Origin of the sequence: Alcanivorax sp., assembly GCF_019431375.1 — a bacterium.
In the GTDB taxonomy this organism is placed as follows: Bacteria; Pseudomonadota; Gammaproteobacteria; order Pseudomonadales; family Alcanivoracaceae; genus Alcanivorax; species Alcanivorax jadensis_A.
In genome coordinates this window covers 340,451-365,225 of sequence record NZ_CP080267.1, presented here as the reverse complement: position 1 = coordinate 365,225, position 24,775 = coordinate 340,451, and the positions used below count along the sequence as shown (strand labels likewise).

General features: G+C 59.2%; 23 protein-coding genes. 7 read left to right on the top strand and 16 right to left on the bottom strand.

All coding sequences use genetic code 11. From position 1 onward, the window contains the following. Positions 1 to 10: 10 nt before the first annotated feature. A complete protein-coding gene (locus KZ772_RS01600) occupies positions 11 to 2,236 on the bottom strand; it encodes a DNA internalization-related competence protein ComEC/Rec2 (RefSeq protein WP_290538149.1) in 2,226 nt (741 codons plus the stop codon). 286 nt (positions 2,237 to 2,522) lie between these two features. Between KZ772_RS01600 and KZ772_RS01595 the strand changes: the two genes are divergently transcribed. Beyond that, positions 2,523 to 3,101: a DUF2062 domain-containing protein gene (locus KZ772_RS01595; RefSeq protein WP_290538148.1), complete on the top strand. Its 579-nt coding sequence runs from the start codon at positions 2,523 to 2,525 to the stop codon at positions 3,099 to 3,101. Here KZ772_RS01595 and lolD read toward each other — a convergent pair. Continuing rightward, on the bottom strand, positions 3,081 to 3,788 hold the full coding sequence (lolD, locus tag KZ772_RS01590) for a lipoprotein-releasing ABC transporter ATP-binding protein LolD (RefSeq protein WP_290509478.1): 708 nt from the start codon (positions 3,786 to 3,788) through the stop codon (positions 3,081 to 3,083). The two genes, KZ772_RS01595 and lolD, sit on opposite strands and share 21 nt — an antisense overlap. Continuing rightward, positions 3,781 to 5,016, bottom strand: a complete 1,236-nt coding sequence (locus KZ772_RS01585; RefSeq protein ID WP_290538147.1) for a lipoprotein-releasing ABC transporter permease subunit — start codon at positions 5,014 to 5,016, stop codon at positions 3,781 to 3,783. The genes lolD and KZ772_RS01585 overlap by 8 nt, the downstream gene beginning before the upstream one ends. Positions 5,017 to 5,185: 169 nt before the next feature. On the opposite strand from KZ772_RS01585, the gene KZ772_RS01580 reads away from it, so the two are divergent. The 4 genes from KZ772_RS01580 to yecR all read left to right on the top strand — a co-directional run bounded on the left by KZ772_RS01580 (position 5,186) and on the right by yecR (position 8,521). Then, entirely contained in the window at positions 5,186 to 6,130 is a 945-nt protein-coding gene (locus tag KZ772_RS01580) for a hypothetical protein (RefSeq protein WP_290538146.1), read from the top strand. 42 nt (positions 6,131 to 6,172) lie between these two features. Further along, a complete protein-coding gene (locus tag KZ772_RS01575; RefSeq protein ID WP_290538145.1) occupies positions 6,173 to 7,180 on the top strand; it encodes an agmatine deiminase family protein in 1,008 nt (335 codons plus the stop codon). A 31-nt stretch (positions 7,181 to 7,211) separates the two neighbouring features. Further along, complete coding sequence (locus KZ772_RS01570; protein ID WP_290538144.1) at positions 7,212 to 8,105, top strand: carbon-nitrogen hydrolase; 894 nt, start codon at positions 7,212 to 7,214, stop codon at positions 8,103 to 8,105. Between the two features lie 92 nt (positions 8,106 to 8,197). Further along, positions 8,198 to 8,521, top strand: coding sequence for a YecR family lipoprotein (yecR, locus tag KZ772_RS01565; protein WP_290538143.1), 324 nt, complete (start codon positions 8,198 to 8,200; stop codon positions 8,519 to 8,521). Positions 8,522 to 8,606: 85 nt separating this feature from the next. Here yecR and KZ772_RS01560 read toward each other — a convergent pair whose 3' ends face one another. The 3 genes from KZ772_RS01560 to KZ772_RS01550 form a co-directional block, all read right to left on the bottom strand. After that, complete coding sequence (locus KZ772_RS01560; protein ID WP_290538142.1) at positions 8,607 to 9,359, bottom strand: polysaccharide deacetylase family protein; 753 nt, start codon at positions 9,357 to 9,359, stop codon at positions 8,607 to 8,609. Then, positions 9,340 to 10,518 carry a glycosyltransferase gene (locus KZ772_RS01555; protein ID WP_290538141.1) on the bottom strand — a complete coding sequence of 393 codons (1,179 nt, stop codon included), beginning with the start codon at positions 10,516 to 10,518 and terminating at the stop codon, positions 9,340 to 9,342. The genes KZ772_RS01560 and KZ772_RS01555 overlap by 20 nt, the downstream gene beginning before the upstream one ends. A gap of 280 nt (positions 10,519 to 10,798) precedes the next feature. Continuing rightward, positions 10,799 to 11,953, bottom strand: a complete 1,155-nt coding sequence (locus KZ772_RS01550) for a sulfotransferase (protein ID WP_290538140.1) — start codon at positions 11,951 to 11,953, stop codon at positions 10,799 to 10,801. Positions 11,954 to 12,087: 134 nt separating this feature from the next. Between KZ772_RS01550 and KZ772_RS01545 the strand changes: the two genes are divergently transcribed. Beyond that, entirely contained in the window at positions 12,088 to 12,879 is a 792-nt protein-coding gene (locus KZ772_RS01545; protein ID WP_290538139.1) for a glycerophosphodiester phosphodiesterase, read from the top strand. Here KZ772_RS01545 and KZ772_RS01540 read toward each other — a convergent pair. Beyond that, a complete protein-coding gene (locus tag KZ772_RS01540; RefSeq protein ID WP_290538138.1) occupies positions 12,843 to 14,012 on the bottom strand; it encodes a patatin-like phospholipase family protein in 1,170 nt (389 codons plus the stop codon). The two genes, KZ772_RS01545 and KZ772_RS01540, sit on opposite strands and share 37 nt — an antisense overlap. 120 nt (positions 14,013 to 14,132) lie before the next feature. Between KZ772_RS01540 and KZ772_RS01535 the strand changes: the two genes are divergently transcribed. Continuing rightward, positions 14,133 to 15,248, top strand: a complete 1,116-nt coding sequence (locus tag KZ772_RS01535) for a GNAT family N-acetyltransferase/peptidase C39 family protein (RefSeq protein WP_290538137.1) — start codon at positions 14,133 to 14,135, stop codon at positions 15,246 to 15,248. 269 nt (positions 15,249 to 15,517) lie between these two features. Here the strand turns inward: KZ772_RS01535 and nqrM are convergent, their stop codons facing one another. The 9 genes from nqrM to KZ772_RS01490 all read right to left on the bottom strand — a co-directional run bounded on the left by nqrM (position 15,518) and on the right by KZ772_RS01490 (position 24,606). Next, positions 15,518 to 15,754 (bottom strand): (Na+)-NQR maturation NqrM, encoded by a 237-nt coding sequence (gene nqrM / locus KZ772_RS01530; protein WP_290509495.1) that lies wholly within the window; start codon positions 15,752 to 15,754, stop codon positions 15,518 to 15,520. A 1-nt stretch (position 15,755) separates the two neighbouring features. Next, positions 15,756 to 16,766, bottom strand: coding sequence for an FAD:protein FMN transferase (locus KZ772_RS01525; RefSeq protein ID WP_290538136.1), 1,011 nt, complete (start codon positions 16,764 to 16,766; stop codon positions 15,756 to 15,758). Between the two features lie 208 nt (positions 16,767 to 16,974). Further along, entirely contained in the window at positions 16,975 to 18,204 is a 1,230-nt protein-coding gene (gene nqrF / locus KZ772_RS01520) for an NADH:ubiquinone reductase (Na(+)-transporting) subunit F (RefSeq protein WP_290538135.1), read from the bottom strand. Between the two features lie 16 nt (positions 18,205 to 18,220). Next, positions 18,221 to 18,841, bottom strand: a complete 621-nt coding sequence (nqrE, locus tag KZ772_RS01515; protein WP_062816544.1) for an NADH:ubiquinone reductase (Na(+)-transporting) subunit E — start codon at positions 18,839 to 18,841, stop codon at positions 18,221 to 18,223. Between the two features lie 12 nt (positions 18,842 to 18,853). Beyond that, positions 18,854 to 19,519 (bottom strand): NADH:ubiquinone reductase (Na(+)-transporting) subunit D, encoded by a 666-nt coding sequence (locus tag KZ772_RS01510; RefSeq protein WP_290538134.1) that lies wholly within the window; start codon positions 19,517 to 19,519, stop codon positions 18,854 to 18,856. Then, positions 19,519 to 20,316 carry a Na(+)-translocating NADH-quinone reductase subunit C gene (locus KZ772_RS01505; RefSeq protein WP_290538133.1) on the bottom strand — a complete coding sequence of 266 codons (798 nt, stop codon included), beginning with the start codon at positions 20,314 to 20,316 and terminating at the stop codon, positions 19,519 to 19,521. Before KZ772_RS01505 ends, KZ772_RS01510 begins: the two co-directional genes overlap by 1 nt. Then, positions 20,317 to 21,549 (bottom strand): NADH:ubiquinone reductase (Na(+)-transporting) subunit B, encoded by a 1,233-nt coding sequence (locus KZ772_RS01500; protein WP_290538132.1) that lies wholly within the window; start codon positions 21,547 to 21,549, stop codon positions 20,317 to 20,319. A gap of 2 nt (positions 21,550 to 21,551) precedes the next feature. After that, positions 21,552 to 22,898 (bottom strand): Na(+)-translocating NADH-quinone reductase subunit A, encoded by a 1,347-nt coding sequence (locus KZ772_RS01495; protein ID WP_290538131.1) that lies wholly within the window; start codon positions 22,896 to 22,898, stop codon positions 21,552 to 21,554. Between the two features lie 268 nt (positions 22,899 to 23,166). Continuing rightward, a complete protein-coding gene (locus KZ772_RS01490) occupies positions 23,167 to 24,606 on the bottom strand; it encodes a glyceraldehyde-3-phosphate dehydrogenase (protein WP_290538130.1) in 1,440 nt (479 codons plus the stop codon). Positions 24,607 to 24,775 lie beyond the last annotated feature (169 nt).

Here is a 24,775-nt window from a genome sequence, read left to right as displayed (position 1 = left end):
TTAATTGTCATTACCAGAAACGCCAGGCCGCTGGCTGATGCCAGGGTTTTTCCCGGAATTGGCGCCATGTTGTTATAAGCGGCACATTATCGGCGGCACCCCAGCGAAACACAATCATGCCATCCCGGTCGGTGCGCAGAACTGTGACACCGGCATTGCCCAGCCGTTGCAGCACCAGCGGATGCGGATGACGGAAACGATTCCGATAACCGGCACTGACCAGCGCATAGGCGGGCTGCAGCTGCCGTAACAACGCCGCACTGGTACTGCTATTACTGCCGTGATGGGCCACCACCAGAACATCCGTACGCGGCAACACCCCCAGCAATTGATACTCGCTCTGCTTGCCGATATCACCGGGAATCAGCAATGAGCGCCCGGCACCGGACACCTGCAGCACGCAGCTCGACTCATTACCCGGGGTGATATCCGGCCCGGGCCACAACAGCGAAAACACAACGCCATCCCATCGCCACTGCTGTCCGGCCAGGCAGGGCTCACTGCCCGGTACCCGTGCAGACTCACCACTGAGCACCGGTGCCACGCCAGCTAGCGCCTCCATCCCGCCGGCATGATCATTGTCGCCATGGCTGATAATAATGCGATCCGGGGTCAGCCCCTGGCGGGCCAGCCACGGCAGGAGAATGCGCCGGGCCATACTGTCACCGGGCCAGGACGGCCCAGTATCGTAAATCAGCAGATGCTCCCGGGTGCGCACCGCCAATGCCAGCCCCTGCCCCACATCAAAAGCCACCAGCTGCCACTCACCCTCGGGCAATGGCTCGGGACGCTGGAACAACCAGGGCAGCAGCAATAACGGCAACAATCGGCGCGGAAACGGCAAAGCTGGTATCAGCAACAGAATCAATGCCAACAGCGCAAATACCCCGCTGGTGACCGTAGGCAACGGCAATCGCCAGTGACTGGTCCAGGACGCCAGCGATGCCATCAGCCACACCGACAGCTCCGTACCAGTAGCGGCACCCTCCATAAGCCACCCCTGCTGCAGCAGGCTGCCCAGCAAGGCTAGCGGCACCACCACACAGGTATACAGGGGAATCAGCAACAAATTGGCCAGCGGCGCGCTCACTGACCATTGCTGGAACAGAATGGCACCTACCAGCGCCATCACCACCGGCAACAGTATCAGCAACCTGCTGGCGCCATGACTGGTCACCAGCATGGCGATGGCCGCCACGGCGCCGAACGATAACCACAAGCTCTCCGACAGTGCCGACAGCGGAAACAGCAGCAACACCAGTAACAGTGCCACACCCAGGCTCTTCCATAACGGCACGGCCACGCGAGCGCACTGTGCCCCCGCCACCACAGCCAGCATGATCACTGCGCGTACCGTGGGCAGGCTGAAGCCTGCCAGGCCGGCATAACCCAGCGCCGCCATCAGCGCCGGTCCCCAGGCCAGTTGTTGCAGGCTAAAAGCGGATAAAGCCGGATAGAGGCGCTGCACCGCCGGTCCAAGCAGCCAGCGCCCCAGCCACCAGAACCAGCCCGCGACTATGGCGATATGCAGCCCGGAAATGGCCAGCAGGTGGGCACCACCGGTGATCTGAAACTGCTGCCACAACTCAGAGGACAACCGCGAGCGGTCGCCCACCACCAATGCTGGCAGGATCGCCCTGCCCGCTGGCGACACGGCTACCTGCTCTGCCACCCGGTCCGACAACCGCTGCCGCCAGTAATCCAGACCCTGATCGCTGCCCGCAACCGTCCACGCTTTTACGGTGCCCCTGGCATCAATGCCGGCGGCCAGATCCCGGCGGGCCGCATCGACTCCGGTGGCGTTGTAGACACCACGGGGCGCCTTCAACTTCACCGTCAATGCCAGCCGCTGGCCGGCAGTCACCCGAACCGGCAGCTCATAGGCATTCACGCGGATGCGGTGTGTGCCTGGCCAGCGGCTTGCTCCCCACACATCCAGTGTCAGCGTCTGACGGTAACGCCAGCGCCCAAAACGAAACTCGTTGACCGTGGCCGGCAGCCCCACCACCTTGCCGTGCATGGCCAGCGTCACCCCCTCCAAAGACGAGGGCAGTCTCGTTGACACACCACCGTGCAGTTGCACTACCCCGTAGCACCACAGCAGCGGCAACCACACCAGCCAACGGCGACCTTGCTGCCAGCCCATAACCGCCACAATCAACAAGACCACTAACGGCCACAGCACACCTGACCGGCATGCTGCCGCCAGCACCGCTGATAACCACCACCATCGCATCCCTGCTCCCGTGGAAAATAGTCGCTCCCTTCACAGCCGCTCTTTGTATCATGGTCGAGAAACACAAAGCCCCGTGAAGGTGTATGCCTTTTTTTCTGATACGGGCATAATAGCCAGCCGCGGGCGGTGGTCAGGTAGGATTCTGGCGCTATTTCATGCCCGCCATGCGCTATGACAACGCATAACACACGTCGGGTGGTGTCCAGCCTGCCGGATATCCACGCGGATACCGACAACATTCACGGGAACCTCCGGTTACCCGATTACGGTCTGCAGACGCGAGTTCATGCCAAAACGGATCTTCCGCAAATACCTGCCCAAACCGGATCGCCTGCGCGAACACAAAGCGTTGAGCTTTTTGGGTGAGGTGTTGTCCGACCCGAACCTGTGGCATATCAACCGGCGCTCCCTGGCCGGTGCCGCCTTTATCGGGGTCTTTTCCGCCCTGTTACCCATCCCGCTACAGATGGGCCTGGCCGCCCTGCTCGCGGTGCGTTTCCACTGCAATCTGCCACTGTCGGTGGTATTGGTGTGGATATCCAATCCGGTCACTTATGTACCGATCTTCTATTTCACCTACCGCATTGGCGCCTGGATACTGGGCATGCCGCCCCAAACCGGTGAAGGCATCACCGTGGCCTGGTTTGTGGAGCAGCTGGTGCCGCTGTGGCTGGGGTCCATGCTATGCGCACTGGTGTTTGGCGGGCTGGCCTATGCCGCCGTCAAAGTGGCCTGGCGACTGGCAGTGGTGCGCAGCTGGAACCTGCGTGCCCACCGTCGCGCCAGAGCAATACGACGGGAAATTCGCAAACAGGAAAAGCAGGAAGACAAGGAAGACGACGACTCAGTCGAGCCGCCGCAGTAGCCCGTCATGCAGCTCGTATTGCTGCGGACAACGGGAGGCAAACTCCCGGTCGTGGGTAACGATCATGAACGCGGTACCCAGCGTCTCATTCAATTCCAGCATCAGTGACTGCACCTGGGCGGCAGTACGCTCATCCAGGTTGCCGGTGGGCTCGTCCGCCATCACCAGGGCCGGCTCGGTCACCAGGGCTCTGGCTATGGCCACCCGCTGACGCTCACCGCCACTGAGTGTTGACGGCTTGTGGGTGAGACGATGATCCAGCCCCACTTTCTTAAGCGTCGCTGCCGCCCTTTCCTTACAGCTTGCCGGACTCTCACCACGAATCAGCAGTGGCATGGCCACGTTTTCCAACGCAGTAAATTCCGGCAACAAGTGATGGAATTGATAGACAAAGCCCAGATAACGATTACGCAGCTTGCCGGTATCGCGGTCACTCATGGTTGCCAGGGCGTTTCCGGCAATGGAGACCGTGCCACGGGTTGCCCGGTCCAGCCCTCCCAGCAGATTCAGCAAGGTAGATTTGCCAGAGCCTGAGGTACCGATAATCGCCAGGATATCTCCCTGAGTCACGGTCAAATCCACACCGCTGAGCACTTCCAGCTCGTTATTCCCTTCCTCGTAGCACTTCACCAGTTTATCGGCCTGCAGCACGATACCGGTGCCGGTGGCATTGCGGGAATCATTCATAGCGCAGGGCCTCCGCCGGTTGTACCCGGCTGGCACGCCAGGATGGGTAAAGGGTGGCCGAAAAGCTGATTACCAGGGCAATGGAAACGATGGTGATCACGTCGGACCACTGCAACTCCGAGGGAAGATAGTTAACAAAGTAGGCATCAAACAAACGGGTATTGAAGGTGCGTTCCACCCACTCAGCAAGATTGCTCACATTGGTGGCCAGCAGCACACCCAGACCGGTACCCAGCAAGGTACCGGCAAAACCGATCACGGTGCCCTGCACCATGAAGATACGCATGATGGTACCCGGCGAGGCCCCCAGAGTCCGCAACACTGCGATATTGCCGCGCTTCTCGGTGACCAGCATCACCTGGCTGGAAATGATATTGAACGCCGCCACCGCCACAATAAAGCTGAGCAACAGCGTCATCATGGTCTTTTCCATCTTGATGGCCTGGAACAGATTCCCGTGGCTGCGGGTCCAGTCCCGTGTGTAGTAGTTGTGGCCCAGCTCCTGCTGCAGCGTCCAGCCCAGGGCCGGGGCACTGAACAGATCATCCAGCTTCAGCCGCACGCCCTGTACCGTGCCCGACTGGCGGGCGAGTTTGGCAGCGTCCTGCACATTGATGTAGGCATACAAGGAATCCACTTCTGCCCGCACCCGGAAAATGCCAGTGACCGTGAAGCGCTTGAAACGGGGCATCACCCCGGCGGGGGAGATGGTGGCTTCCGGCAACACCAGGGTAATCTTGTCGCCCAGTTCCGCCCCCAGGCGGCGGGCCAGCCCATAGCCAAGCACCATACCGAACTCACCAGGGGCCAGCTTCTCCAGCTCCCCCTGCTCCATGAAATCGCCGACGATGGATACCTTGCGCTCAGCCGCGGGCTCGATGCCATTGATCATGGCGCCGGCCACATTGCCGCGATGGCTGAGCATGCCCTCCAGCTCCACAAAGGGCGCAACCGCTTCGATTTCTTCGTGGTGCCCCAGGCGGTTGGCCAGCGCCTGCCAGTCCTGAACCGGCTCGCGGCCTTGCACGGACAAATGGGTGACCATGCCCAGAATTCGGGTTTGCAATTCCCGGTCAAAACCATTCATAACGGAAAGGACCGTGATCAGTACGGCAACCCCCAGCATCAGTCCCAATGCGGAAATCAGCGTAATCACGGATATAAAACTGTTGCGGGCGCGAGCACCGGTGTAGCGCAGCCCCACATAAAAGGATAGAGGTCGAAACATGGAGCGCATTTAACCCGAAACCCGAGACAAATACCACGGGTCTGGAAAACTGCTACATTACGAATCCTGCTTTGTGAACGGCGTCCGCGTTCAGGATCTGGCAAAGTGGTTGAATAACCGTCCCTAACTTTCTAATATCGAAAGAAAATACATCTCGCCGGGGGAAGAAATGAAGATAAGAATAATGACGCTGCTGGCCTCGGCAGCGCTGGCGCTGCCTGCTGCGGCACTGGCCGCCGAAGTTCCCCAACGCGGCATGTCTGAGGCGCGGGTACGAGCAGACTTCGGTTCACCCTCCTCTGTCCGGGGCCCGGTGGGCTCACCGGCAATCACCCGCTGGAACTACGACGGTTTCTCCGTGTATTTCGAAAATGGCATCACCCTGCATACCGTGGTCGATCGCCCGGCCAGTACGGCACCGGATGTGGTGTCCGGCACTCAGGAACTGCCCGCCATTGAGGAAACCACAACCGATACCGAACAGGAACAACAAACAGCGCCGGAAAGCACAGCGCCACCCATGTTCGATCCGGTGACCGGCAGTTTTGTAGGCGCAGAAGCCGAGGAAGAGGCACCAGTCAAGCAACAACCCGCTGCCAACGACGCCCCGGAACCGGAAGCCCCGCAACAGGACGCCAAGCCTGAGCCTGAACCTGAGCCAGAACCTGCTCCAGAGCCACAAGCCAAGGTTACCGAGGACGCTCCGCAAGCGGTTTCAGAACCGGCTGCTGAGCCTCAATCCACCGAGCAGCCACCGGCCGAAGGCGAATTCCGCTTTGACCCGGTCACCGGTCGCATCATCATCGCTGGCGAAGTGGCTCCCGAGCAGGCTGCGGCAAAAAAACAGCAACAGCTGGAACAGCAGGCCAAAGAAACCGCTGAGACGGTGAAAGCCGAGGCCGACCAGGCAGAAGCGCAAGCCACCGACGCGGTAAAAGACGCCGAACAACAGACCGAAGACACCGCCGCTGATACGCAGAAAAAGGCCAGCGACGCAAAGCAACAGGTGGAGGCCGACGTGCAGGAAAAGGCTGACGAGGCCGAGCAAAAGGTCGAGCAAGTGGAGGAAGAATCCGAAGGCGGCTTCTCTATTGACTGGGATGCCCGCCGGTAGCACACTCGCGCGCATTGCACCCTCCTAGCGGACTTACTGAGCATGCGCCGACTTCTTCCTGAATGGCACCCCCAGTGGGGGGTGCTGCTGGCCTGGCCCGACACCCACACCGATTGGGTGGATCATCTCGTCGACGCCGAACACTGTTACCTGGATCTCCTCACCGCCCTGCTGGACCATCAGCAAGTGCGACTGGTATGCCGTGATGTCGCCAGCGAACAGCGCATCAGAACCCTTGCCGCCGAACGCGGCCTGGATATCGCCCGCCTTGAACTGATCATCGCCGACTACAACGATACCTGGGCTCGGGATTTCGGCCCCATCGCCGTGGAAGACAACGGCAACGTGGAGCTGCTGGATTACACCTTCACCGGCTGGGGCGGCAAATTCGATGCCGACAAGGACAACACCCTGAATCGCCGCCTGCCCTGGCAACTGCCCCTGCACAGCCCCTCACTAGTGCTCGAAGGGGGCGCCATCGACACCGATGGCCAGGGCAACCTGCTCACTACCCGCCACTGCCTGCGCAACCCCAATCGCAACCCGGACCTGACCGAAGCGGAACTCACCGCCCTGCTCAAGGAACAGCTGGGCGTCAGCGATATCTGGTGGCTGGACCACGGCGAACTGGAAGGCGACGATACCGACGCTCATGTGGACACCCTGGCGCGCTTCGTGGATGCCCGTACCATCGCCTATGTGCAATGCCGGGATCAGGACGACAGCCACTACGCCAACCTGGCCGCCATGGAGCAGGAGTTACAAGCACTGGCAAGGCAGCACAATCTGACCCTGGTACCTCTGCCCCTGCCCACCCCGCAATTCAACCGGGAAGGCGAACGGCTACCGGCCACCTATGCCAACTTTCTTATTACCAATGAGAAAATCCTGCTGCCGGTTTATGGGTGCGACACCGACCAGCCTGCCATCGACGCCATGCAAACGGTGTGCGGCAACCGCACCGTGACCCCGGTAAACTGTCGGGTATTGATCGAACAACATGGCAGCCTGCACTGTGTCACCATGCAACTGCCCCGTGGCGCGGTCTAGTGGGCTGTTGGAAAGGTTGAAGGAGAATTTCATGCGCGTGGCCGTTATCCAGCAGAAAAACAGCACTGACCTGCAAGCCAACCTGGACCATTCCCTGGCACTGATCCGCGAGGCTGCGGACAAGGGCGCCGAGCTGGTACTGCTGCAGGAGCTGCATCGCAGTCTGTATTTCTGTCAGACCGAAGACACCGCGGTCTTTGACCTGGCAGAAACCATCCCCGGCCCCAGCACCGAGACGCTCGGAGCTCTGGCCAAAGAACTGGGCATTGTCATCGTCGGCAGCCTGTTCGAAAAGCGAGCCACCGGCCTCTACCACAACACCGCCGTGGTACTGGAAAAGGACGGCAGCCTGGCTGGCATCTATCGCAAGATGCACATTCCTGATGATCCGGGCTTCTACGAGAAGTTCTACTTCACCCCCGGGGATGCTGACTTCAACGATGGCCGTAGCGGCTTCAGCCCTATCGAAACCAGTGTCGGCAAACTGGGCCTGCTGGTCTGCTGGGATCAGTGGTACCCGGAAGCAGCGCGCCTGATGGCCCTGGCCGGTGCCGACCTCCTGCTCTACCCCACCGCTATCGGTTGGGACCCCAGTGACGATGACGGGGAAAAAAGCCGTCAGCTCAACGCCTGGGTCACTATCCAGCGCGCCCACGGGATCGCCAATGGGCTGCCGGTGCTGGTCGCCAATCGCACCGGCTTCGAACAAAGCCCGGTGGATGAGACTGGCATCCAGTTCTGGGGTAACAGTTTTGTCTGCGGCCCCCAGGGCGAATTCCTGGCACAGGCTGACAATGACAACGAACAGGTACTACTCGCCGACGTGGACATGCAACGCAGCGAGTCCGTACGCCGCATCTGGCCCTACCTGCGCGACCGCCGGGTGGATGCCTACCAGGACCTGAGCAAACGCTACCGGGATTGATCGGGTCCACAGGGTTACAGAAAGCCCCTTGAGAGACTCGAAGCCAGACAGTAGGTTTGCCGTTTTTCAGCCATACCCATGGAGTTACGACGATGCGCTCATTGATTATTTTGTTTGCTGCCGCCCTGACATCCTGTGCCGCCCCCTCGGCCATGGAAGTCTCTGACGGCAACCAGTCCGAAGGCACCGTGGTCATGTCCTACGACTACAGCCTGATGCAAAGCCCCAAGGTGGACTGGCAACAGGGCCTGCAGAAAGCCACCGCCCAGTGCCAGAGCTGGGGTTACAACGGCGCACTGCCTTCCGATTCACCCAGCAAATCCTGCAAGACGGAAACCCAGGATGGCGATTGCATCGCCTGGACCCTGAGCACAACTTTCCAGTGCACGGCCAAGGCCCAGCAATCCCAGCAATAAAGCCAGCCCTGAGCGCCCGCCCAATCCACTCACTAGTCGAGAAAGACCAGCCTGTGGTGCGGGCCTATATGCGTCTCACAAGGGCTTATCCAGAGATGCAATCATAGCGAGGCAGTAACGCGGCTGAGGTATAGGGGAGGCTCTCTCCGACAGCCTCCACCATCGGTGCCACCCTGTTGCTCAGCCGCAGTTTAAGATCATCAGGGTGAATGCCGATTCGCAAGGGCTGGCCAGTGTGGCAGGCCCGACGCCAATTGAGATGATTGAACCCTCGCAACAACCACTCCCGTATCGGGGTATCAGCTTCAAAGCCGGCCAGGGGGAGCGGATGCATCTTTTGCGCTTGCGCATCGTAAACCCCGCTCAGGGTTTCGAATAGCCGAAACGGCATGTCCGCCAGTTGCTCGCGATGAATCGCGCCCATGGCCCAGGCCGGAGGCACGTATAGATCACAGGGTTGCAGACCCTGATCCAAAAACCATTGGTGGCAGTTCCGTATCAACGCCTCGATACCACTGGCCGACAGGGAAAGATGCTCCGCCACCCGCCGCGACAGTAACAGGCTGTGCAAGCGGTGATAGAGACTGATGGGTGAGTCGCAGCGATGCAGCCAACCATGGCCAGCCAGCGGGTACCCCTGCTGCTGGAGCTGATGCAGCCAGTCCAGATCTGCCGTTTGCCAATCCCGCCCCGGCACCACCAGCAAGGTCACCCCCTGTGGAACCTGCGGCAACAGAGCCAGAATCTGGCTAACCTGCTCACGGGTTTCCGGCATCACATCATGGATGGACACCAGTGCCCGAGGAGCGACTAACGACTCAGAGGGCGCTGCGGGCATAGTTGCTGCTCAGGCGACGCAGCAGCGCCAGGGTCGGGGAAGGCAGGGACCGATTGGCAGCAGGTACCATCTGGGCACACTGGCCCAGCACCCCGGCCCAGTGCTCGATGGCATCCCGGTTCATGGCCAGTGCCGCCTTCCGGGCCTGCTTCGCCTTCAGGTCACGTACTACCGGGCTCAGCGACTGCAAGCGGTCCAGGGTCTGGTTCAGGCTTTCCTGAGGTTCCATGATCCACAACCCCGCCGCCAGGGCGGGCCATTCGTTGATGCCGCAGGCCGGTGTGGTGATCACCAGCCGCTCCCGGGCCATGGCCTCCAGTGCCACGGTGCCGAAGGCTTCCACCGAAGAAGGCAGCACCAGTACCTGACAGCGGTCGAGAATCTCCACCACCTGCTGGCGGCTACACCAGCCATGAAAGGTCAGATTGGCGGATGCCTTACAGGCCTGCTCCACCTTGCTGCGCAGTGGTCCGTCACCGGCCACCTCGAACTGCAGATCCGGCCGCGATGAGGCCAGGGCCAGGAAGGACTCGATATTCTTTTCTGCCGCCAGCCGGCCCACATAACAGACCTTTTGTACGCTGCCATCCAGTCCGGTGACCGTTGTGTGCACAAACTCCCGGGCCAGCGGTGTGCCCACCAACTGCGGGTTGCGGGCACCGGCGGCGCGGGCCTGGGCGATCATGGATTCACAGATGGTGGCGGCGGTTTCACTGCCCTGGAACAGGGTGCGGTTGACCCAGTTGAGCAGGCCGCCGGCCAGCCTGGCCAGCCGGCGGCCCCAGTACAATTCCACCAGCCGGTTGTAATCAGTCTGGAAAGTGACGCAGACCGGGATGCCCCACTTGCGGGCGATCCAGTAACCGATCATGGAAAAAATCCCGGGGCCGGGAATCACGATAACGTGGGGTTTCATTTCCCAGACCAGGGCGCTCAATTCACGCACCCTGGGAAAGAAGAGTCGCTGGGTGGGGTCGCCGGGGATCGGCATGGAGGCACCCTGGCAAGGATGCGGTTCCTCCATGCAGGGCTGCACCAGTTCCACCTGGGCCACATGGTCCTTGAGATGCGAGACCAGGTCCTGGAAGTAGGCGCCGACGCCATTCCGACCCTTGATCGCATCCACCACAAACAGTATGCGTAGCTCTTTGGTATCCATGGGCGCCAGTATCAGCGCCTCTCATGTCGATAATGTGACAGCATTGCCGCACCATGACCGGGGAATTGCGACAAGATGTAACGGACCCCGAGCTCGCCGTAGGAGCGTCGCTGGCGGCGCGAACCCAAACGGTTTCGAGTTGCCAGAAGCGAGTTTCGAAAACCAAACATTCATTCGCGGGTTTCAGGTTTCGATTTTCGTTACTCGCTTCTCGTGACTCGCAACTGGTGTCGTAAGCAGATTCGCCCCTCAAGCGACGATCCTGCTCCAGCAACGGTTTTTAATCGGTGCTGGGGAGTGGGTATCCGAAACGGTCATAGACCCAGCCGAAGACATCAGCCAGTTCATGGGGACTTACGCCCAGTTCGTCCGAGTTGTAATGATGGCCGCTGCGGTACTGTTTTGCCTTGCGGTCTTGCGCGTCAAGTCGTTGGCGAAAAGCCGTGTCGGATTGCCAGCCAAAGCGCTGATAAAACGCCAACACGGTTTCTGCCGGCGCCGGGGCCAGTTGCTCCATCACCGACAGCGCCTGGCGTTCCGGCGGCAGGCTTTCCAGCACCTCCAGCACATGGCGATAGTAATAATCGAGCATGGCCATAAAGCCCTGGCGCCAGTAATCGGTGGTATCGCGACCATCGAACAGGCGCGCGCCAATCAGGATGGAATTGATCTGGGATGGCACCGCCGCGCTGGGGTTGCGGATACAGCCGATAAAGCGGGCATCCGGGAAAGCCTCCGCCAGGGTCGCCATCCACGGCGTGAACGACGGGTTCTTGGACAACAGTTGTTTGTGGCTGCCATGAAAATAAAGATGCCGCTGCACAAAGCGCCGATAGGCCGCGATCAGCCGCTGCTTTTCCTTGTCCGTGCCATCCCGGTCCAGATAGGTGAGACGCCACAGGGCCGGCACCGGCACGGCCAGTACCAGCAGGAAGCAGCCCCACACCGGCATCAGTGCCAGGTAGTCCTCTTCAGGGTCCAGCAGCCCGGTCTTGTGCACCCCATCCAGACCGCCGAGCAGGCGCCGTTCGAGCCCTAACAGCAAGCGCCCCGCAGGCCGGCCAATCCATCCATCAAGGCGGGCAATAGCGGTCCAGAAATAGCGCTGGGTAATTGATGGGGCAAACAGCAACTCCCACAGGGCCGTAGTGGTAAAGCGTTCGTCCATGGCCAGCAGGCGATGCAGGAAGGTGGTACCGCTGCGGGGCACGCCCACCACAAAAAGCGGCTCGCGCACCTGGACGCGGCGAAAATCCGGAAACAGCACATAATCCAGCAACAGGCCCAGGCCATTGATGGCCTGCACCAGCAGGAACAGTGGCCAGAACAGCGTCATGACCAGCAGCCGCTGCAGGGAAAACCGCCCTGCCCGGCCATCGTAGGCCGGCAACCAGCTCATCATAAAAAAATGCACATAGCGTTTCAGTACCGCCAAACCATTCTCCCGGCTATTCCATGCAGCGTGCACGCTACGCTTCGCTCATGTCATAAAAATGACAATTTTTCCTCTTGTCTCCAGGTCATCCCGCTGTCATCTTTCACCAAAACAATAGTGGTATGACTATCGCGATGACAGCACCCAGCACAGCCCCTCGCCACCCGACACTGGTCGGCCACCGGGGCGCACGCGGCGAGGCCCCGGAAAATACCCTGGCCAGCTTTCAGGTAGCTCTGGAGGCCGGTGTCACGGAAATGGAACTGGATGTGCGGCTCTCCGCCGATGGCCACCTGATCGTGCTGCACGATAGTGACGTGACTCGCACCACCGGCATGCGCGGCGATGTACGTCAGTACACCCGCTCGCAGCTGGGCACCATGGATGCTCGCCGTAATACCCCCGGCTGGCACAGCCCTACGGGGATTCCGTCCTTACAGGAAGTGGTGGAACTGTGCGGACCGGCCATGCGTTTCCAGTTCGAGGTAAAAGGGGCGGACCGGGTGGTGCTGCATCAGCTGGCCCATCACCTCACTCACATGATCCATGAGCAGCGCCTGCAATCGCGGGTGGTGGTGACCTCCAGCCATACTGGCTTTCTGCGCATGATCGGCACCATGGCACCGGATGTGGAACGGGGCTATGTGTGCCAGTACCGCTACCTGCAACCCACCCGCCGGGCCCACGGCCTGGGCTGCAACTGGCTGATGCCGCACTACTCGCTGGTGACCCCGGCGTTAATGCGCCGGGCTCGCAAACGTGGCCTGAAAGTGTCGGTGTGGACGGTGAATGATCTCACCGAAGCGGACCGGCTGGCCAAACTGCAGGTGGACGGCATCATCACCGACTACCCCACCAGCTTTGTCAGCCACTTCCGGCGCAGCCCCCGTTATTCGTCCTCGGAAACCGCCGCACTGAACGGCTGATCCGCAAAGAACGCCAGGATTTCTTCCTTGCGGGCCATGGCATCCTTGCGGCCCATCTCGATCAGGCTGCGGGTGAACCCTGGTTCGAACAACAGATAACTCATGGCACTGGCCCCCGGCGACCGGGTGGCACCGGACCCCCGCAGGAAGAAACGCAGTGCCCGGGGCAATTCCTTGATATGCTCGGCGGCAATTTCGTCAATGGGTCGGGACGGGTAGATCTTCAACACATCCACCTGCCGTAGCTGAATTCCATGCTTGCGGCGGGAGCGCTCGCTCATGGCAGACAATGTGCGGTTAATCCTTTCCAGACGCTCCACATCCCCTTCCAGGGTGTCCACAAAGACGCTGTTGAGCACATGGCCGAGCACCTGGGCCATGGACGGATAACCGCTTAACTGGCGCTGATGGCCCGCCGTCATATTGCCGGATACCCCGATCACCAGCAGTCGGGAGGCCCCCAGATGCAGTGCCGGGCTCAATGGCGCCAGTTGCCGCAGGGCACCGTCACCGTAATAGGCGCCGTCCACCTTGCTGGCAGGAAACAGGATAGGGATGGCCGCAGACCCCAGCAGATGCTGCACATCGATGTCGGAGCGCTTGCCCTTACGACGGGCTCGCACCCATTCCGGCAATTCACTGTCACCCTGGAAAAAGCTCACCGACTCACCACTGGCATAACCGGATGCGGTGATCGCCAGTGCGCGTAAGTGGCCCTGATCCAGGTTCTCGCGAATACGGCGAAAATTGATCACCAGGGTAAGCAGACGCTGCAACGGCATATTGTCCAGCAGAGCACTGCGTTCTGGCGTCTTACCGGTGGTGACACCGGAAAACAGCCAGCGAACCACCGCTTTCAGCAACGCATAGGTATCCGTGCGGTAGACCTGTTCGGCGGTAATATTGGCCCAGACGCGCTCCAGCCCGCGAATCGCCGTACGGAAATTACCGGCATTGGCGGCCAGTGACGCTGCATTGATGGCGCCCGCAGAAGTGCCGCAGATAATCGGAAACGGATTTGGCTCCCCGCGGGGCAGCAACTCTGCGATCGCTGCCAACACCCCAACCTGATAGGCGCCACGGGCGCCGCCCCCGGACAATATCAACCCACGAACCGGGTCCTGTTTCTGCATTTCCACCCTCCAAATTTCCACCAGTATGCCGTGACAGACATTCTGTCACCACAGCTGCAATACCACTGGCGAGTTGCCGGTTCCCTACCTTATGCTGGGGCATCTTCTGGAACCCATTTTATGTACCGCTTTCAGCTCCGCCCCGCCACCACCGATGACCTGGACGCCCTCACCGCGCTGGAACAGCGTTGCTTCTCATCGGATCGTCTTTCCCGACGCAGCTTTCGCAAATGGCTGAAGCGCCAACACAGCGGCCTGATTGTCGCCGTTGATGAAGCCAATGCCCTGGCAGGCTATGTGCTGGTGCTGCTGCAACCGGGCACCCGCCTGGCCCGCCTCTACTCCATCGCCGTAGACCCGCAACAACGGGGCCGCAATCTGGGGGAGAAACTCATGGAAGCAGCGGAAGAGTACGCACTGCAGCAGCGCCGCCCTTACCTGCGCCTGGAAGTGCGCAAGGATAACGCCGCCGCTATCGCCCTTTACGAAAAGCGTGGCTACCGTCTTTTTGCCCAGACGCCGGATTACTACGAAGACCACCAGGATGCCCTGCGCTACCAGAAGCGACTTATCTACCTGCCGGACAACGCGGAACAGCTGCATTTGCCCTGGGTACAGCAGACCACGCCGTTCACCTGCGGCCCGGCCTGTCTGTTGATGGCGCTGGCGGCGCTTAAGCAGCAACCACCCAGCACCACCGAAGAGCTGCTGCTGTGGCGCGAAGCCACCACCATTTTCATGACCGCCGGTCACGGCGGCTGCCATCCCATGGGCCTGGCCCTGGCGGCCCGTCAGCGCGGCCTGGACGCTCGCGTCTGGTGCAACCAGACCGGTCCGCTGTTTGTGGACTCGGTGCGCGACACGGACAAGAAAGCCGTGATCACCACCCTGCACGAGTATTTCGTGGAGGCCTGCAAGGCTCAGTCACTGCCGGTCTGTTATGAAGACTTTACTGCCGCGGATCTGGACGACGCCATTGCTGCCGGCAGCATCGTGCTGGTGCTGATCAGCACCTGGCGCCTGGACGGCCGCAAGGCCCCCCACTGGGTGGCCATCAGTGGCAGCGACGAAGAGTGCTTCTACATCCACGACCCGGACCCGGGCGAAGACCAGGTACCGCTGGACTGCCAACACATCCCCATCACCCGGGAAAAGTTCGACCAGATGCGCAAGTACGGTCAGGCCAAGCTGCGCACGGCGGTGGTTCTGGGAGCCCCTGGCAAGCCCTATCCGTAGGACTGGCGGCGCAATGAATGGCAGGAGAAAGTTGCAAGTGACAAGTTGCAAGGCGCGGTCAAGGTTTCACCAATTTCAGAGGACTTACCTGCGATTCCTGTTTCGGCGCGAAGATCATGCATTGAATATCCATTGAGCTTTCTTCGCGTTGGACATTGCAACTTGAAACTTGCACTGAACCCTATCGCGCCGCCAGCAACGCGCCTTACGGATAGGCCATCCACAAAAAAGCCCGCGCGAGGCGGGCTTTTTGTTGGGTAGGCGAGGCATTACATCTTCATGACATCCTTGCCCAGGGCGGCGGCTTTTTCGCCGTCCACCTTCTGGGTATTTTCCTCGCACTTGCCCCGGTCACCACCGCAGATTTCGCAGCCTTCTTTCATGCCCAGGGTGGCCAGGCCACCACAGGAGCCCTTGATCGGCTTGTTGGAGAGAATCACGCCGACGGCCATGGCCGTGAAAAGCAGGCCGATGAAGATCACCGCGGCCATAATGGTCATCAACATGTTATTTCTCCTCCACGATTGCATCGAAGGCGGGCGTGGACAATTCTTCTACGCCCTTATCCTTTCTGACAATAAAAAACACGGCCAGTTCATGCTGTTTGGCAAACGCCATGCCCGCTTCCGGGCCCAGCACGGTCATGGCGGTGGACAGGCCATCCGCCATCATGGCGCTTTCGTGCAACACCGACACCGATGCCAGCATATGATCCACAGGATAACCGGTTCTCGGATCCAGGGTATGTGAATACAGTTGCCCATCGGACTCGAAGAAGTTGCGGTAATCGCCGCTGGTGGCCACAGCCATGTCTTTCAGGGCCACCACCTGTTCCACCTCACGCACTCCGGCAATTGGCCGTTCCACGGCCACCCGCCAGGGCTGTCCGTAGGGTTTACTGCCACTACCGCGCAGTTCCCCCCCCACTTCTACCAGGTAGTTTTTCAGGCCCTGGCTTTCCAGCAACTCTGCCACCTTGTCCACGGCAAAACCCTTGGCAATCGACGACAGGTCCACATACACATCGCCGGGCTGCAGAAGCTCATTGTCGTTGAGCAGCAGCTGCTGCCAACCAACCCGCGACATGGCGGCGTTGATCTCGTCCTCTGACGGCGGCTCAAAACGGTCCGGGTCCGGGCCGAATCCCCACAGGTTCACCAACGGCCCCACCGTCACGTCATAGGCCCCGTCGGTCATGGCAGAAATACTGAATGCCGCAGACAGCACCTTGACCGTATCCTCCGGCAAGTCCATCAGCGTGCCCGCTTCCGCCATATTGAAACGACTCAGATCGGACTCCGGCCGGTAGGTGCTCATTTCTGCGTTGACCTGTTCCAGCGCCGCCTCGATGTCCGCTTTCAGATCGTCCACGCCTTCCTTGGGCGTGCCGCTGAACTTTACACTCCAGGTAGTGCCCATGGTCGGGCCGCTGAGAACGGACAGGCGATTCTTGCTGTCGTCACAGGCGGACAGCCAAAGGGTCAGTGAAAAAACCAGCAGGGGCAGGATGCGGCTCATTGTTCAGGTCCGGAGGTTAAGAAAGAGCAGCAAGCTACAAGCTTCAACACGAGAAGGAACTCCATGTTCTGCAAGGCTTCACCCGCGATTAACGGTAAGGCGCGGGCACAAACGATCAAAACCTGAAAACGCATAACGCGTTGTAGCTTGCCGCTTGTATCTTGTATCTCAAAAACAAACGCCGACCCGCAGGTCGGCGCTTTCGGTGTTATCCGCCGAAGTCATCCAGCAGGATGTTTTCCGGTTCCACACCCAGGTCATCAAGCATCTTGATCACCGAGGCGTTCATCATCGGCGGCCCACACATGTAGTACTCACAGTCTTCCGGCGCCGGATGGTCCTTCAGATACTGCTCGTAAAGCACGTTATGGATAAAGCCGGTAAGGCCATCCCAGTTATCTTCCGGTTGGGGATCAGACAATGCCAAGTGCCATTCGAAGTTATCGTTCTCTTCGGCCAGCTTGTCATATTCATCGTTATAGAAGGTTTCGCGCCAGCTACGGGCACCGTACCAGAAGCTCATCTTGCGCTTTGAGTTCAGGCGCTTGAGCTGATCGAAGATATGGCTACGCATGGGTGCCATACCGGCCCCGCCACCAATAAAGACCATTTCCGCATCGGTCTTCTTGGCAAAGAATTCACCGAAGGGCCCGAACACAGTGATCTTGTCGCCCGGCTTCAGGCTGAAGACATAGGAACTCATGATACCCGGCGGAATATCCTTGGAACCCGGAGGTGGCGTAGCAATCCGGATATTGAACTTGAGAATACCCTTCTCTTCCGGGTAGTTGGCCATGGAATAGGCGCGAATCACTTCTTCGTTGTTCTTGCAGCTGAGGTCAAAGAAGTTAAACCGCTCCCAGTCGCCCCGGTACTCTTCACCGATATCGAAATCAGAGAACTTCACGTCGAACGGCGGCGCTTCCAGCTGCACATAGCCGCCAGCACGGAAGTCCACATTCTCGCCTTCCGGCAGTTTCAGGGTCAGCTCTTTAATGAAGGTGGCAACGTTATCATTGGCGATAACCTCGCACTCCCACTTTTTCACACCGAAGAACTCTTCCGGAACTTCGATCTTCATGTCCTGCTTCACGTTGACCTGGCAGCTCAGACGCCAGCCGTCGCGAATCTCGCCCTTGGTGAAGTGGCCTTCTTCGGTGGGCAGAATATCGCCACCGCCGTCCAGCACCTTACATTTGCACTGGGCACAGGTACCACCGCCACCACAGGCAGAAGACAGGAAGATACCCTGATTGGCCAGGGTCCCCAGCAACTTGCCGCCGGCAGGGGCATCGATGGATTTTTCTTCATCGCTGTTGATGTTGATGTGCACATCACCGCTGGCCACCAGCCGGGAGCGGGCCACCAGGATCACCGCCACCAGTGCCAGCACAATGGCGGTGAACATGACCACACCGAGAATAATCTCAAAACTCATGATTCAACCCCTTCGCTTACAGCTGCACGCCGGAAAAAGACATGAAGCCCAGAGACATCAGCCCCACAGTGATGAAGGTGATACCCAGACCTTTGAGGCCGTCCGGTACATCGCTGTATTTCAGCTTCTCGCGAATACCGGCCAGCAGCGTAATCGCCAGTGCCCAGCCCACCCCGGCACCCACGCCGTAGACCATGGACTCACCAAAGGTGTAGTCGCGCTCCACCATGAACAGGGACGCACCGAGAATGGCGCAGTTCACAGTAATCAGCGGCAGGAAGATGCCCAGGGCGTTGTAGAGACTGGGCACATACTTGTCCAGTGTCATTTCCAGGATCTGCACCAGCGCGGCAATAACACCGATATAGCTGAGCAGGCCCAGGAAGCGCAGGTCCAGGCTGGCCAGGGATTCGATCCCGGTCCAGGCCAGGGCGTTCTCGTCCAGCAGGTAGGTAAGAATCAGGTTGTTCACGGGCACGGTGATAGTCAGTACCACTACCACCGCAACCCCCAGACCGATGGCGGTCTGGATCTTCTTGGACACGGCAATAAAGGTACACATGCCCAGGAAGAAGGCCAGCGCCATGTTTTCAACAAAGACGGCGCGGACGAACAGGCTCAGATAATGTTCAAACATTCCTCGTCTCCGTTAAAACGCGTCGCTGACACGGGTGTGTGGCTTCATCTTGAAGGTATCTTCTTCCACTTGCTCAGGCTTCCAGGTCCGGATTGCCCAGATGAACAGACCGATCAGGAAGAAGGCGCTGGGCGGCAACAGCATCATGCCGTTGGTCACGAACCAGCCGCCATCCGCTGCCTTGGCCAGGATCTGCTGACCGAACAGGCTGCCGGCACCCAGTAGTTCACGAATGAAACCCAGCCCCAGCAGGATCACGGAGTAACCCAAACCATTACCGACGCCATCCAGGAAAGACGGGATCGGCGGGTTCTTCATGGCAAAAGCTTCCGCCCGGCCCATCACGATACAGTTGGTGATGATCAGCCCCACGAACACCGACAGCTGCTTGGAAATGCTGTAGGCGTAGGCTTTCAGGAACTGGTCCACCACGATTACCAGCGAGGCAATAATGGTCATCTGCACGATAATGCGGATGCTGGACGGAATGTAATTCCGGATCGAGCTCACAAAGAAGTTTGAGAACGCGGTGACGGTAGTCAATGCAATACACATCGTCACCGTAGTGCTCAGGTTGCTGGTTACCGCCAGGGCGGAACAGATACCAAGAATCTGCAGCGCGATAGGGTTGTTGTCGAAAATCGGACCTAAAAGGATGTCCTTCGTTTTCTCCGCCATTACGCGTCTCCTTCCTGCTGTACGACCGCTTCACCTTTCTGCATGCGCTTCAGGTAAGGACCGAAACCGTTTTCACCGACCCAGAAGCGCAGCAGGTTGCTGACACCGTTACTGGTCAGGGTCGCGCCGGCAAGACCATCCACCTTGTGTTCGGCGTTGGCAGTGCTGCTGTCCACGGTACCCTTGATTACCTGGATTTCCACTTCACCCTGTTCACCGTAAAGCTTTTTGCCTTCCCACAGGGCTTTCCATTTCGGGTTGTCTACTTCACCACCGAGACCCGGGGTCTCGCCATGCTCGTAGAAACCCAGACCGGAAACGGTGTTGGCATCCGGCTCAAGCGCCAGGAAACCATACAGGGTGGACCACAGGCCATAGCCGTGTACCGGCAAGATGATGCGGCTCAGTTCACCGTCATCACCACGGGCCAGGAACACTTCCGCCACCTTCGCCTGGGACTTGATGCCGGCGATATCCTCTTTACCGCTGAGCCGTTCGGAACGCTGGGGATCCTTGGCCGCTTTACGCTGGTCGTAGGATTCCGGCATTTCTACGTACTCACCGGTGTCGATGTCTACAAACCGGCGCTCGATACTTTTGAATACCTCGTTCACATCCACGCCTGGCTGATACAGTCCAGCGGCCTGCAAGATATTCATGCGCTTGTCCAGCAGCTGGTTCTTGCTCTGTACCGGTCGCAGGCTTACTGCGGCGGTGGCAACCACCACACCGCAAACCACACAGACCAGAAAGGCAACCAGCAGCGTCTTGCCTACACTTTCTTTATTCGCTGACATTTACACTTCTCCCCCGGTCCGGCGCAGGCGGCGACGAACGTTCGCCTGTACAACAAAGTGGTCAATCAACGGCGCACACAGGTTGGAGAACAGGATGGCCATCATCACGCCCTCCGGGAACGCCGGGTTCACCACCCGGATCAGTACGATCATGACACCGATCAGCGCACCGAAGATGTACTTGCCGGTATTGGTCATGGAAGCCGATACCGGGTCGGTGGCCATGTAAATCATGCCGAAAGCAAAGCTGCCCACGGTCAGATGCCAGTACCAAGGCATGGCGAACATGGGATTAGTGGCAGAACCGATCGCATTGAAGAGAGAGCTCAACGCCACCATGCCCAGGAATACACCCAGTACGATGCGCCAGGAAGCCACCTTGGTGAGCAACAGAGCCGTACCACCAATCAGGATCGCCAGGGTTGATGTCTCACCGATGGAGCCCTGGATACCGCCCAGGAAGGTCTGCATCCAGGAAATGTTGGCACCGGCATCAGCCGTCAGATTACTGGCGAAGTCCAGTTGACCGGCAGCTGCGAGCGCCAGCGGTGTCGCACCAGAGAAGTTGTCTACTGCGGTCCATACCGCATCCCCGGACATTTCTGCCGGATAGGCGAAGAACAGGAACGCCCGACCGACCAGCGCCGGATTCAGGAAGTTCTTGCCGGTACCGCCGAACACTTCCTTGCCGATGACCACACCGAAGGAAATGCCCAGGAACACCTGCCACAGGGGAATTGCCGGGGGAAGAATCAGGGTAAAAAGAATACCCGTCACGAAGAAACCTTCGTTCACTTCATGGCCGCGCTTCCAGGCAAACAGCCCCTCCCAGATAAAACCACCCAGGTAGACCACAATCAGAATCGGCACGTAGTAGACCATGCCATGCAGCAGGTTCGACCAGAGGCTGGTCGCATCAAAGCCTGCCAGCGCCATCACCAGATCGCTGCGCCAGCCGGGAATCGGGCTGAAGCCCTCGGCAATCTGCAGGTTGGCCTGATAACCGGTGTTCCACAACCCGAACAGAATCGCCGGGAAGGCGCAGAACCACACCGTCATCATGATCCGTTTCAGATCGATACCATCACGTACATGCGCGGAGGACCGGGTCACCGAATCCGGGGTGTACAGCATGGTGTCGAACATTTCGTAGAAGGTGTAATACTTCTCGAACTTGCCACCCTCGTGGAAATGCGGGGCGACCTTGTTGTCCAGAAAACTTCTCATGCCCATGCTCAGCTCTCCGCTTCAATGGTGGTGAGATTGTCGCGCAGAATCGGACCGTACTCGTACTTGCCCGGGCACACGAAGGTGCACAGGGCCAGGTCTTCTTCCACCAGCTCAAGCGCGCCCAGTGCCGTGGCACTGTCGGTATCGCCAACAATCAGTGCACGCAGCAACTGGGTCGGCAGGATATCCAGCGGCATCACTTCCTCGTAGGCCCCCACCGGCACCATGGCCCGCTCGGAACCATTAGTGGTGGTGGTGAAGTTGAAGCGCTTGCTCGGCATCAGCTTGGACAGGTAGATATTGAGCACTGAGAAGCGATTCACGCCCGGGGAGATGTAACCCAACAATTGACGTTCATGGCCTTCACACAGCACCGTTACCTGATTTGCCGTGCGGCTCAGGAACGCCACCGGCCCCTGGGCATTGTGCCCGCCGAATACGGAACCGCTGATCAGGCGATTATCACCCTCTTTCAGCTCAGCCTGTGCGAAATCGTCGGTGCTGGCACCCACGCGGGTACGCAGGGAACGAGGCGTTTTCACCTGCGGGCCAGCCAGGGCCACCACTCGCTGCGTGTAGATCTTGCCTTCTGTGAACAGCTTGCCAATGGCTATCACGTCTTGATAACCCACAGACCAGACGGTCTTTTTCAGGCTAACCGGATCCAGGTGATGAATGTGTGTACCCACATTACCCGCCGGATGCTTTCCGGCGAAAGCTTCTTCACGTACCTGACCGCCGGCAAAACTCGGCAGGTCGGTATTGGGGCCACGGCATACCCAGACCGGGCCATCGGTGAGACGGCTCAACACGGCAAGGCCATGACGGAACGCCTGTTCGTTTTCCTTGATGACCAGTGCTGGCTCTTGGGCCAGCGGGTTGGTATCGAGCACGGAAACGAAAATGGAATTCGGTGTGCTACCCGGCGCAGGCACCTTGCCAAATGGGCGAGTCCGCAACAAAGTCCACTCGCCAGAGTCCACCAGCTGCTGTTGTACCGCTTCACGGTCAAGGCCAGCTAGCTGGTCGGCGTTGTAGGAATCAAAGGTGACTTCGTCTTCCTGCTCGGCCACTTCAATTACTACTGATTGAAGGACGCGTTTGTGGCCGCGATTGATCGCCACCACCTTGCCCGCGGCAGGAGCGGTGTATTTCACACCCTCGGTTTTCTTGTCCGTGAAGATCAGCTGGCCTTTCTTGACCACATCTCCTTCGCGGACCTCCATGGTGGGTTTCATGCCCACATAGTCACCGCCGAGCACGGCAACAGAACGAACCTGGTGGCCTTCCTCAATCGCCTGGCGCGGTGCACCAGCGATGGGCAGATCCAGGCCCTTCCTGACTTTAATCATAGTTTCTCGCCCACGTTGCGTGTTGCTGAAGTCGAGGCACATCCGCCTGCAAGCCCCGAAAGCGGGAAAATGCCGTGGATGTTCGCTAAAACCGGAATTTGCACTTGGGAGCCGGCAGCAGCCGGCGGCGCCATTATAAAGACGCGCCTGCCCGTTCGCCAGCACCGTCCGACCCGCCTTTCGTCGCACAGAACCACTTTGGTGCAAAACAAAAACGGGTCATGCACCGAAAAAAAGCCCGCAGCGCGGGCTTCTTTTCAAACGCCGTTCAGTCTTTCGGGTACGCCGGGTATTCCACCCCGGAGATCTGCTGCAGGATACGCAGTACCTGGCAGCTGTAACCGAACTCGTTGTCGTACCACACATACAGTACGCAATGACGCCCACTGACAATGGTAGCCTCCGCATCAATCACGGAAGCGTGACGGGAGCCCACGAAGTCAGTGGATACCGCATCCGGGCTGCTCACGAAATCCACCTGACGCTGCAGCGGGGAATGCAGGCTCACCCAACGCAGGTACTCGTTGAGCTCTTCCAGGGTGGTTTCCTTGCCCAGGGTCAGGTTAAGGATCGCCATGGATACATTTGGGGTCGGTACCCGGATAGAGTTGCCGGTGAGCTTGCCCTTCAGGGACGGCAGCGCCTTGGCGGCAGCAGTCGCCGCACCGGTTTCGGTCAGCACCATGTTCAAGGGCGCGGAGCGACCACGACGGGGACCTTTGTGGAAGTTATCCAGCAGGTTTTGGTCGTTGGTGTAAGAGTGCACGGTTTCCACGTGGCCGTATTCAATGCCGAACTTGTCTTCCAGAGCTTTCAGTGGCGGCACGATGGCGTTGGTGGTGCAGCTGGCAGCAGAAATGATCTTGTCGCTGTCTTCGATCATGTCATTGTTCACACCGTGAACAATGTTTTTCATATCACCTTTACCCGGCGCGGTCAGCATGACACGGGCAACACCCTTGCACTGCAGGTGCTGGGACAGACCTTCAGAATCGCGCCACTTACCGGTGTTGTCGATCACCACAGCATTGTTGATGCCGTACTCGGTGTAATCGATGGAAGACGGATCGCTGGAGTAGATAACCTTGATGAAGTTGCCGTTGGCGATGATGGCGTTTTCTTCTTCATCCACGGCGATAGTGCCGGCAAACGGGCCGTGCACAGAATCACGACGCAGCAGGCTGGCACGCTTCTGCAGGTCGCCCTTGCCGGATTCGCGAACCACGATGGCCTTCAGGCGCAGACCGTCACCGGAACCCGCTTTCTCGATCAGCAGACGGGCCAGGATACGGCCGATACGACCGAAACCGTACAGCACCACGTCCGTTGAGCTGGGCACTGGCCCCTTGTTATTGACCGCTTCGGCCAGCTCTTCGCGCACATAGTCCTCGATAGAGAGGCCGCGATTGTCTTTCTTGTACTCTACCGCCAGCTTGCCGATATCGATGCGGCAGGGGCCCAGGTCCAGCTTGTTCACTTCCTGCAGAATGGGGAAGGAATCCACCACAGACAGCTCGGAATCTTCGACCTGCTTGACGAAACGGTGGGCTTTCAGGATCTGGATAACAGACTTGTTGACCAGGGAACGGCTGTAAACAGTGGTGGTGACATTCTTTTCGCGATGCAGCTTGCCGATCATCGGGATCATGGCTTCTGCGATTTCTTCGCGGTTCTTCCAGCGTCCGAAGTGGTCTTCCAGTTTGTTCACGGAGATGCCCCTCTCAGGTTGGGTTCGGGTGAAGAAAACCGTGGCTGGCACCGAAATGCCCGGTTTCTGCGTTCACCGGCGGTGGAGTTTGGGGCGCGAATAATATCGCCAAACGCCACGTTTATCCACCCAAATGGCGGGGATATTACGGTTTCACGGACATGGGAGT

Bases quoted from the DNA above. Each gene is read 5' to 3' on its own strand.
- KZ772_RS01600 (WP_290538149.1), bottom strand. From the start codon at position 2,236: ATGCGATGGTGGTGGTTATCAGCGGTGCTGGCGGCAGCATGCCGGTCA.
- KZ772_RS01595 (WP_290538148.1), top strand. From the start codon at position 2,523: ATGCCAAAACGGATCTTCCGCAAATACCTGCCCAAACCGGATCGCCTG.
- lolD (WP_290509478.1), bottom strand. From the start codon at position 3,788: ATGAATGATTCCCGCAATGCCACCGGCACCGGTATCGTGCTGCAGGCC.
- KZ772_RS01585 (WP_290538147.1), bottom strand. From the start codon at position 5,016: ATGTTTCGACCTCTATCCTTTTATGTGGGGCTGCGCTACACCGGTGCT.
- KZ772_RS01580 (WP_290538146.1), top strand. From the start codon at position 5,186: ATGAAGATAAGAATAATGACGCTGCTGGCCTCGGCAGCGCTGGCGCTG.
- KZ772_RS01575 (WP_290538145.1), top strand. From the start codon at position 6,173: ATGCGCCGACTTCTTCCTGAATGGCACCCCCAGTGGGGGGTGCTGCTG.
- KZ772_RS01570 (WP_290538144.1), top strand. From the start codon at position 7,212: ATGCGCGTGGCCGTTATCCAGCAGAAAAACAGCACTGACCTGCAAGCC.
- yecR (WP_290538143.1), top strand. From the start codon at position 8,198: ATGCGCTCATTGATTATTTTGTTTGCTGCCGCCCTGACATCCTGTGCC.
- KZ772_RS01560 (WP_290538142.1), bottom strand. From the start codon at position 9,359: ATGCCCGCAGCGCCCTCTGAGTCGTTAGTCGCTCCTCGGGCACTGGTG.
- KZ772_RS01555 (WP_290538141.1), bottom strand. From the start codon at position 10,518: ATGGATACCAAAGAGCTACGCATACTGTTTGTGGTGGATGCGATCAAG.
- KZ772_RS01545 (WP_290538139.1), top strand. From the start codon at position 12,088: ATGACAGCACCCAGCACAGCCCCTCGCCACCCGACACTGGTCGGCCAC.
- KZ772_RS01540 (WP_290538138.1), bottom strand. From the start codon at position 14,012: ATGCAGAAACAGGACCCGGTTCGTGGGTTGATATTGTCCGGGGGCGGC.
- KZ772_RS01535 (WP_290538137.1), top strand. From the start codon at position 14,133: ATGTACCGCTTTCAGCTCCGCCCCGCCACCACCGATGACCTGGACGCC.
- nqrM (WP_290509495.1), bottom strand. From the start codon at position 15,754: ATGTTGATGACCATTATGGCCGCGGTGATCTTCATCGGCCTGCTTTTC.
- KZ772_RS01525 (WP_290538136.1), bottom strand. From the start codon at position 16,766: ATGAGCCGCATCCTGCCCCTGCTGGTTTTTTCACTGACCCTTTGGCTG.
- nqrF (WP_290538135.1), bottom strand. From the start codon at position 18,204: ATGAGTTTTGAGATTATTCTCGGTGTGGTCATGTTCACCGCCATTGTG.
- nqrE (WP_062816544.1), bottom strand. From the start codon at position 18,841: ATGTTTGAACATTATCTGAGCCTGTTCGTCCGCGCCGTCTTTGTTGAA.
- KZ772_RS01510 (WP_290538134.1), bottom strand. From the start codon at position 19,519: ATGGCGGAGAAAACGAAGGACATCCTTTTAGGTCCGATTTTCGACAAC.
- KZ772_RS01505 (WP_290538133.1), bottom strand. From the start codon at position 20,316: ATGTCAGCGAATAAAGAAAGTGTAGGCAAGACGCTGCTGGTTGCCTTT.
- KZ772_RS01500 (WP_290538132.1), bottom strand. From the start codon at position 21,549: ATGGGCATGAGAAGTTTTCTGGACAACAAGGTCGCCCCGCATTTCCAC.
- KZ772_RS01495 (WP_290538131.1), bottom strand. From the start codon at position 22,898: ATGATTAAAGTCAGGAAGGGCCTGGATCTGCCCATCGCTGGTGCACCG.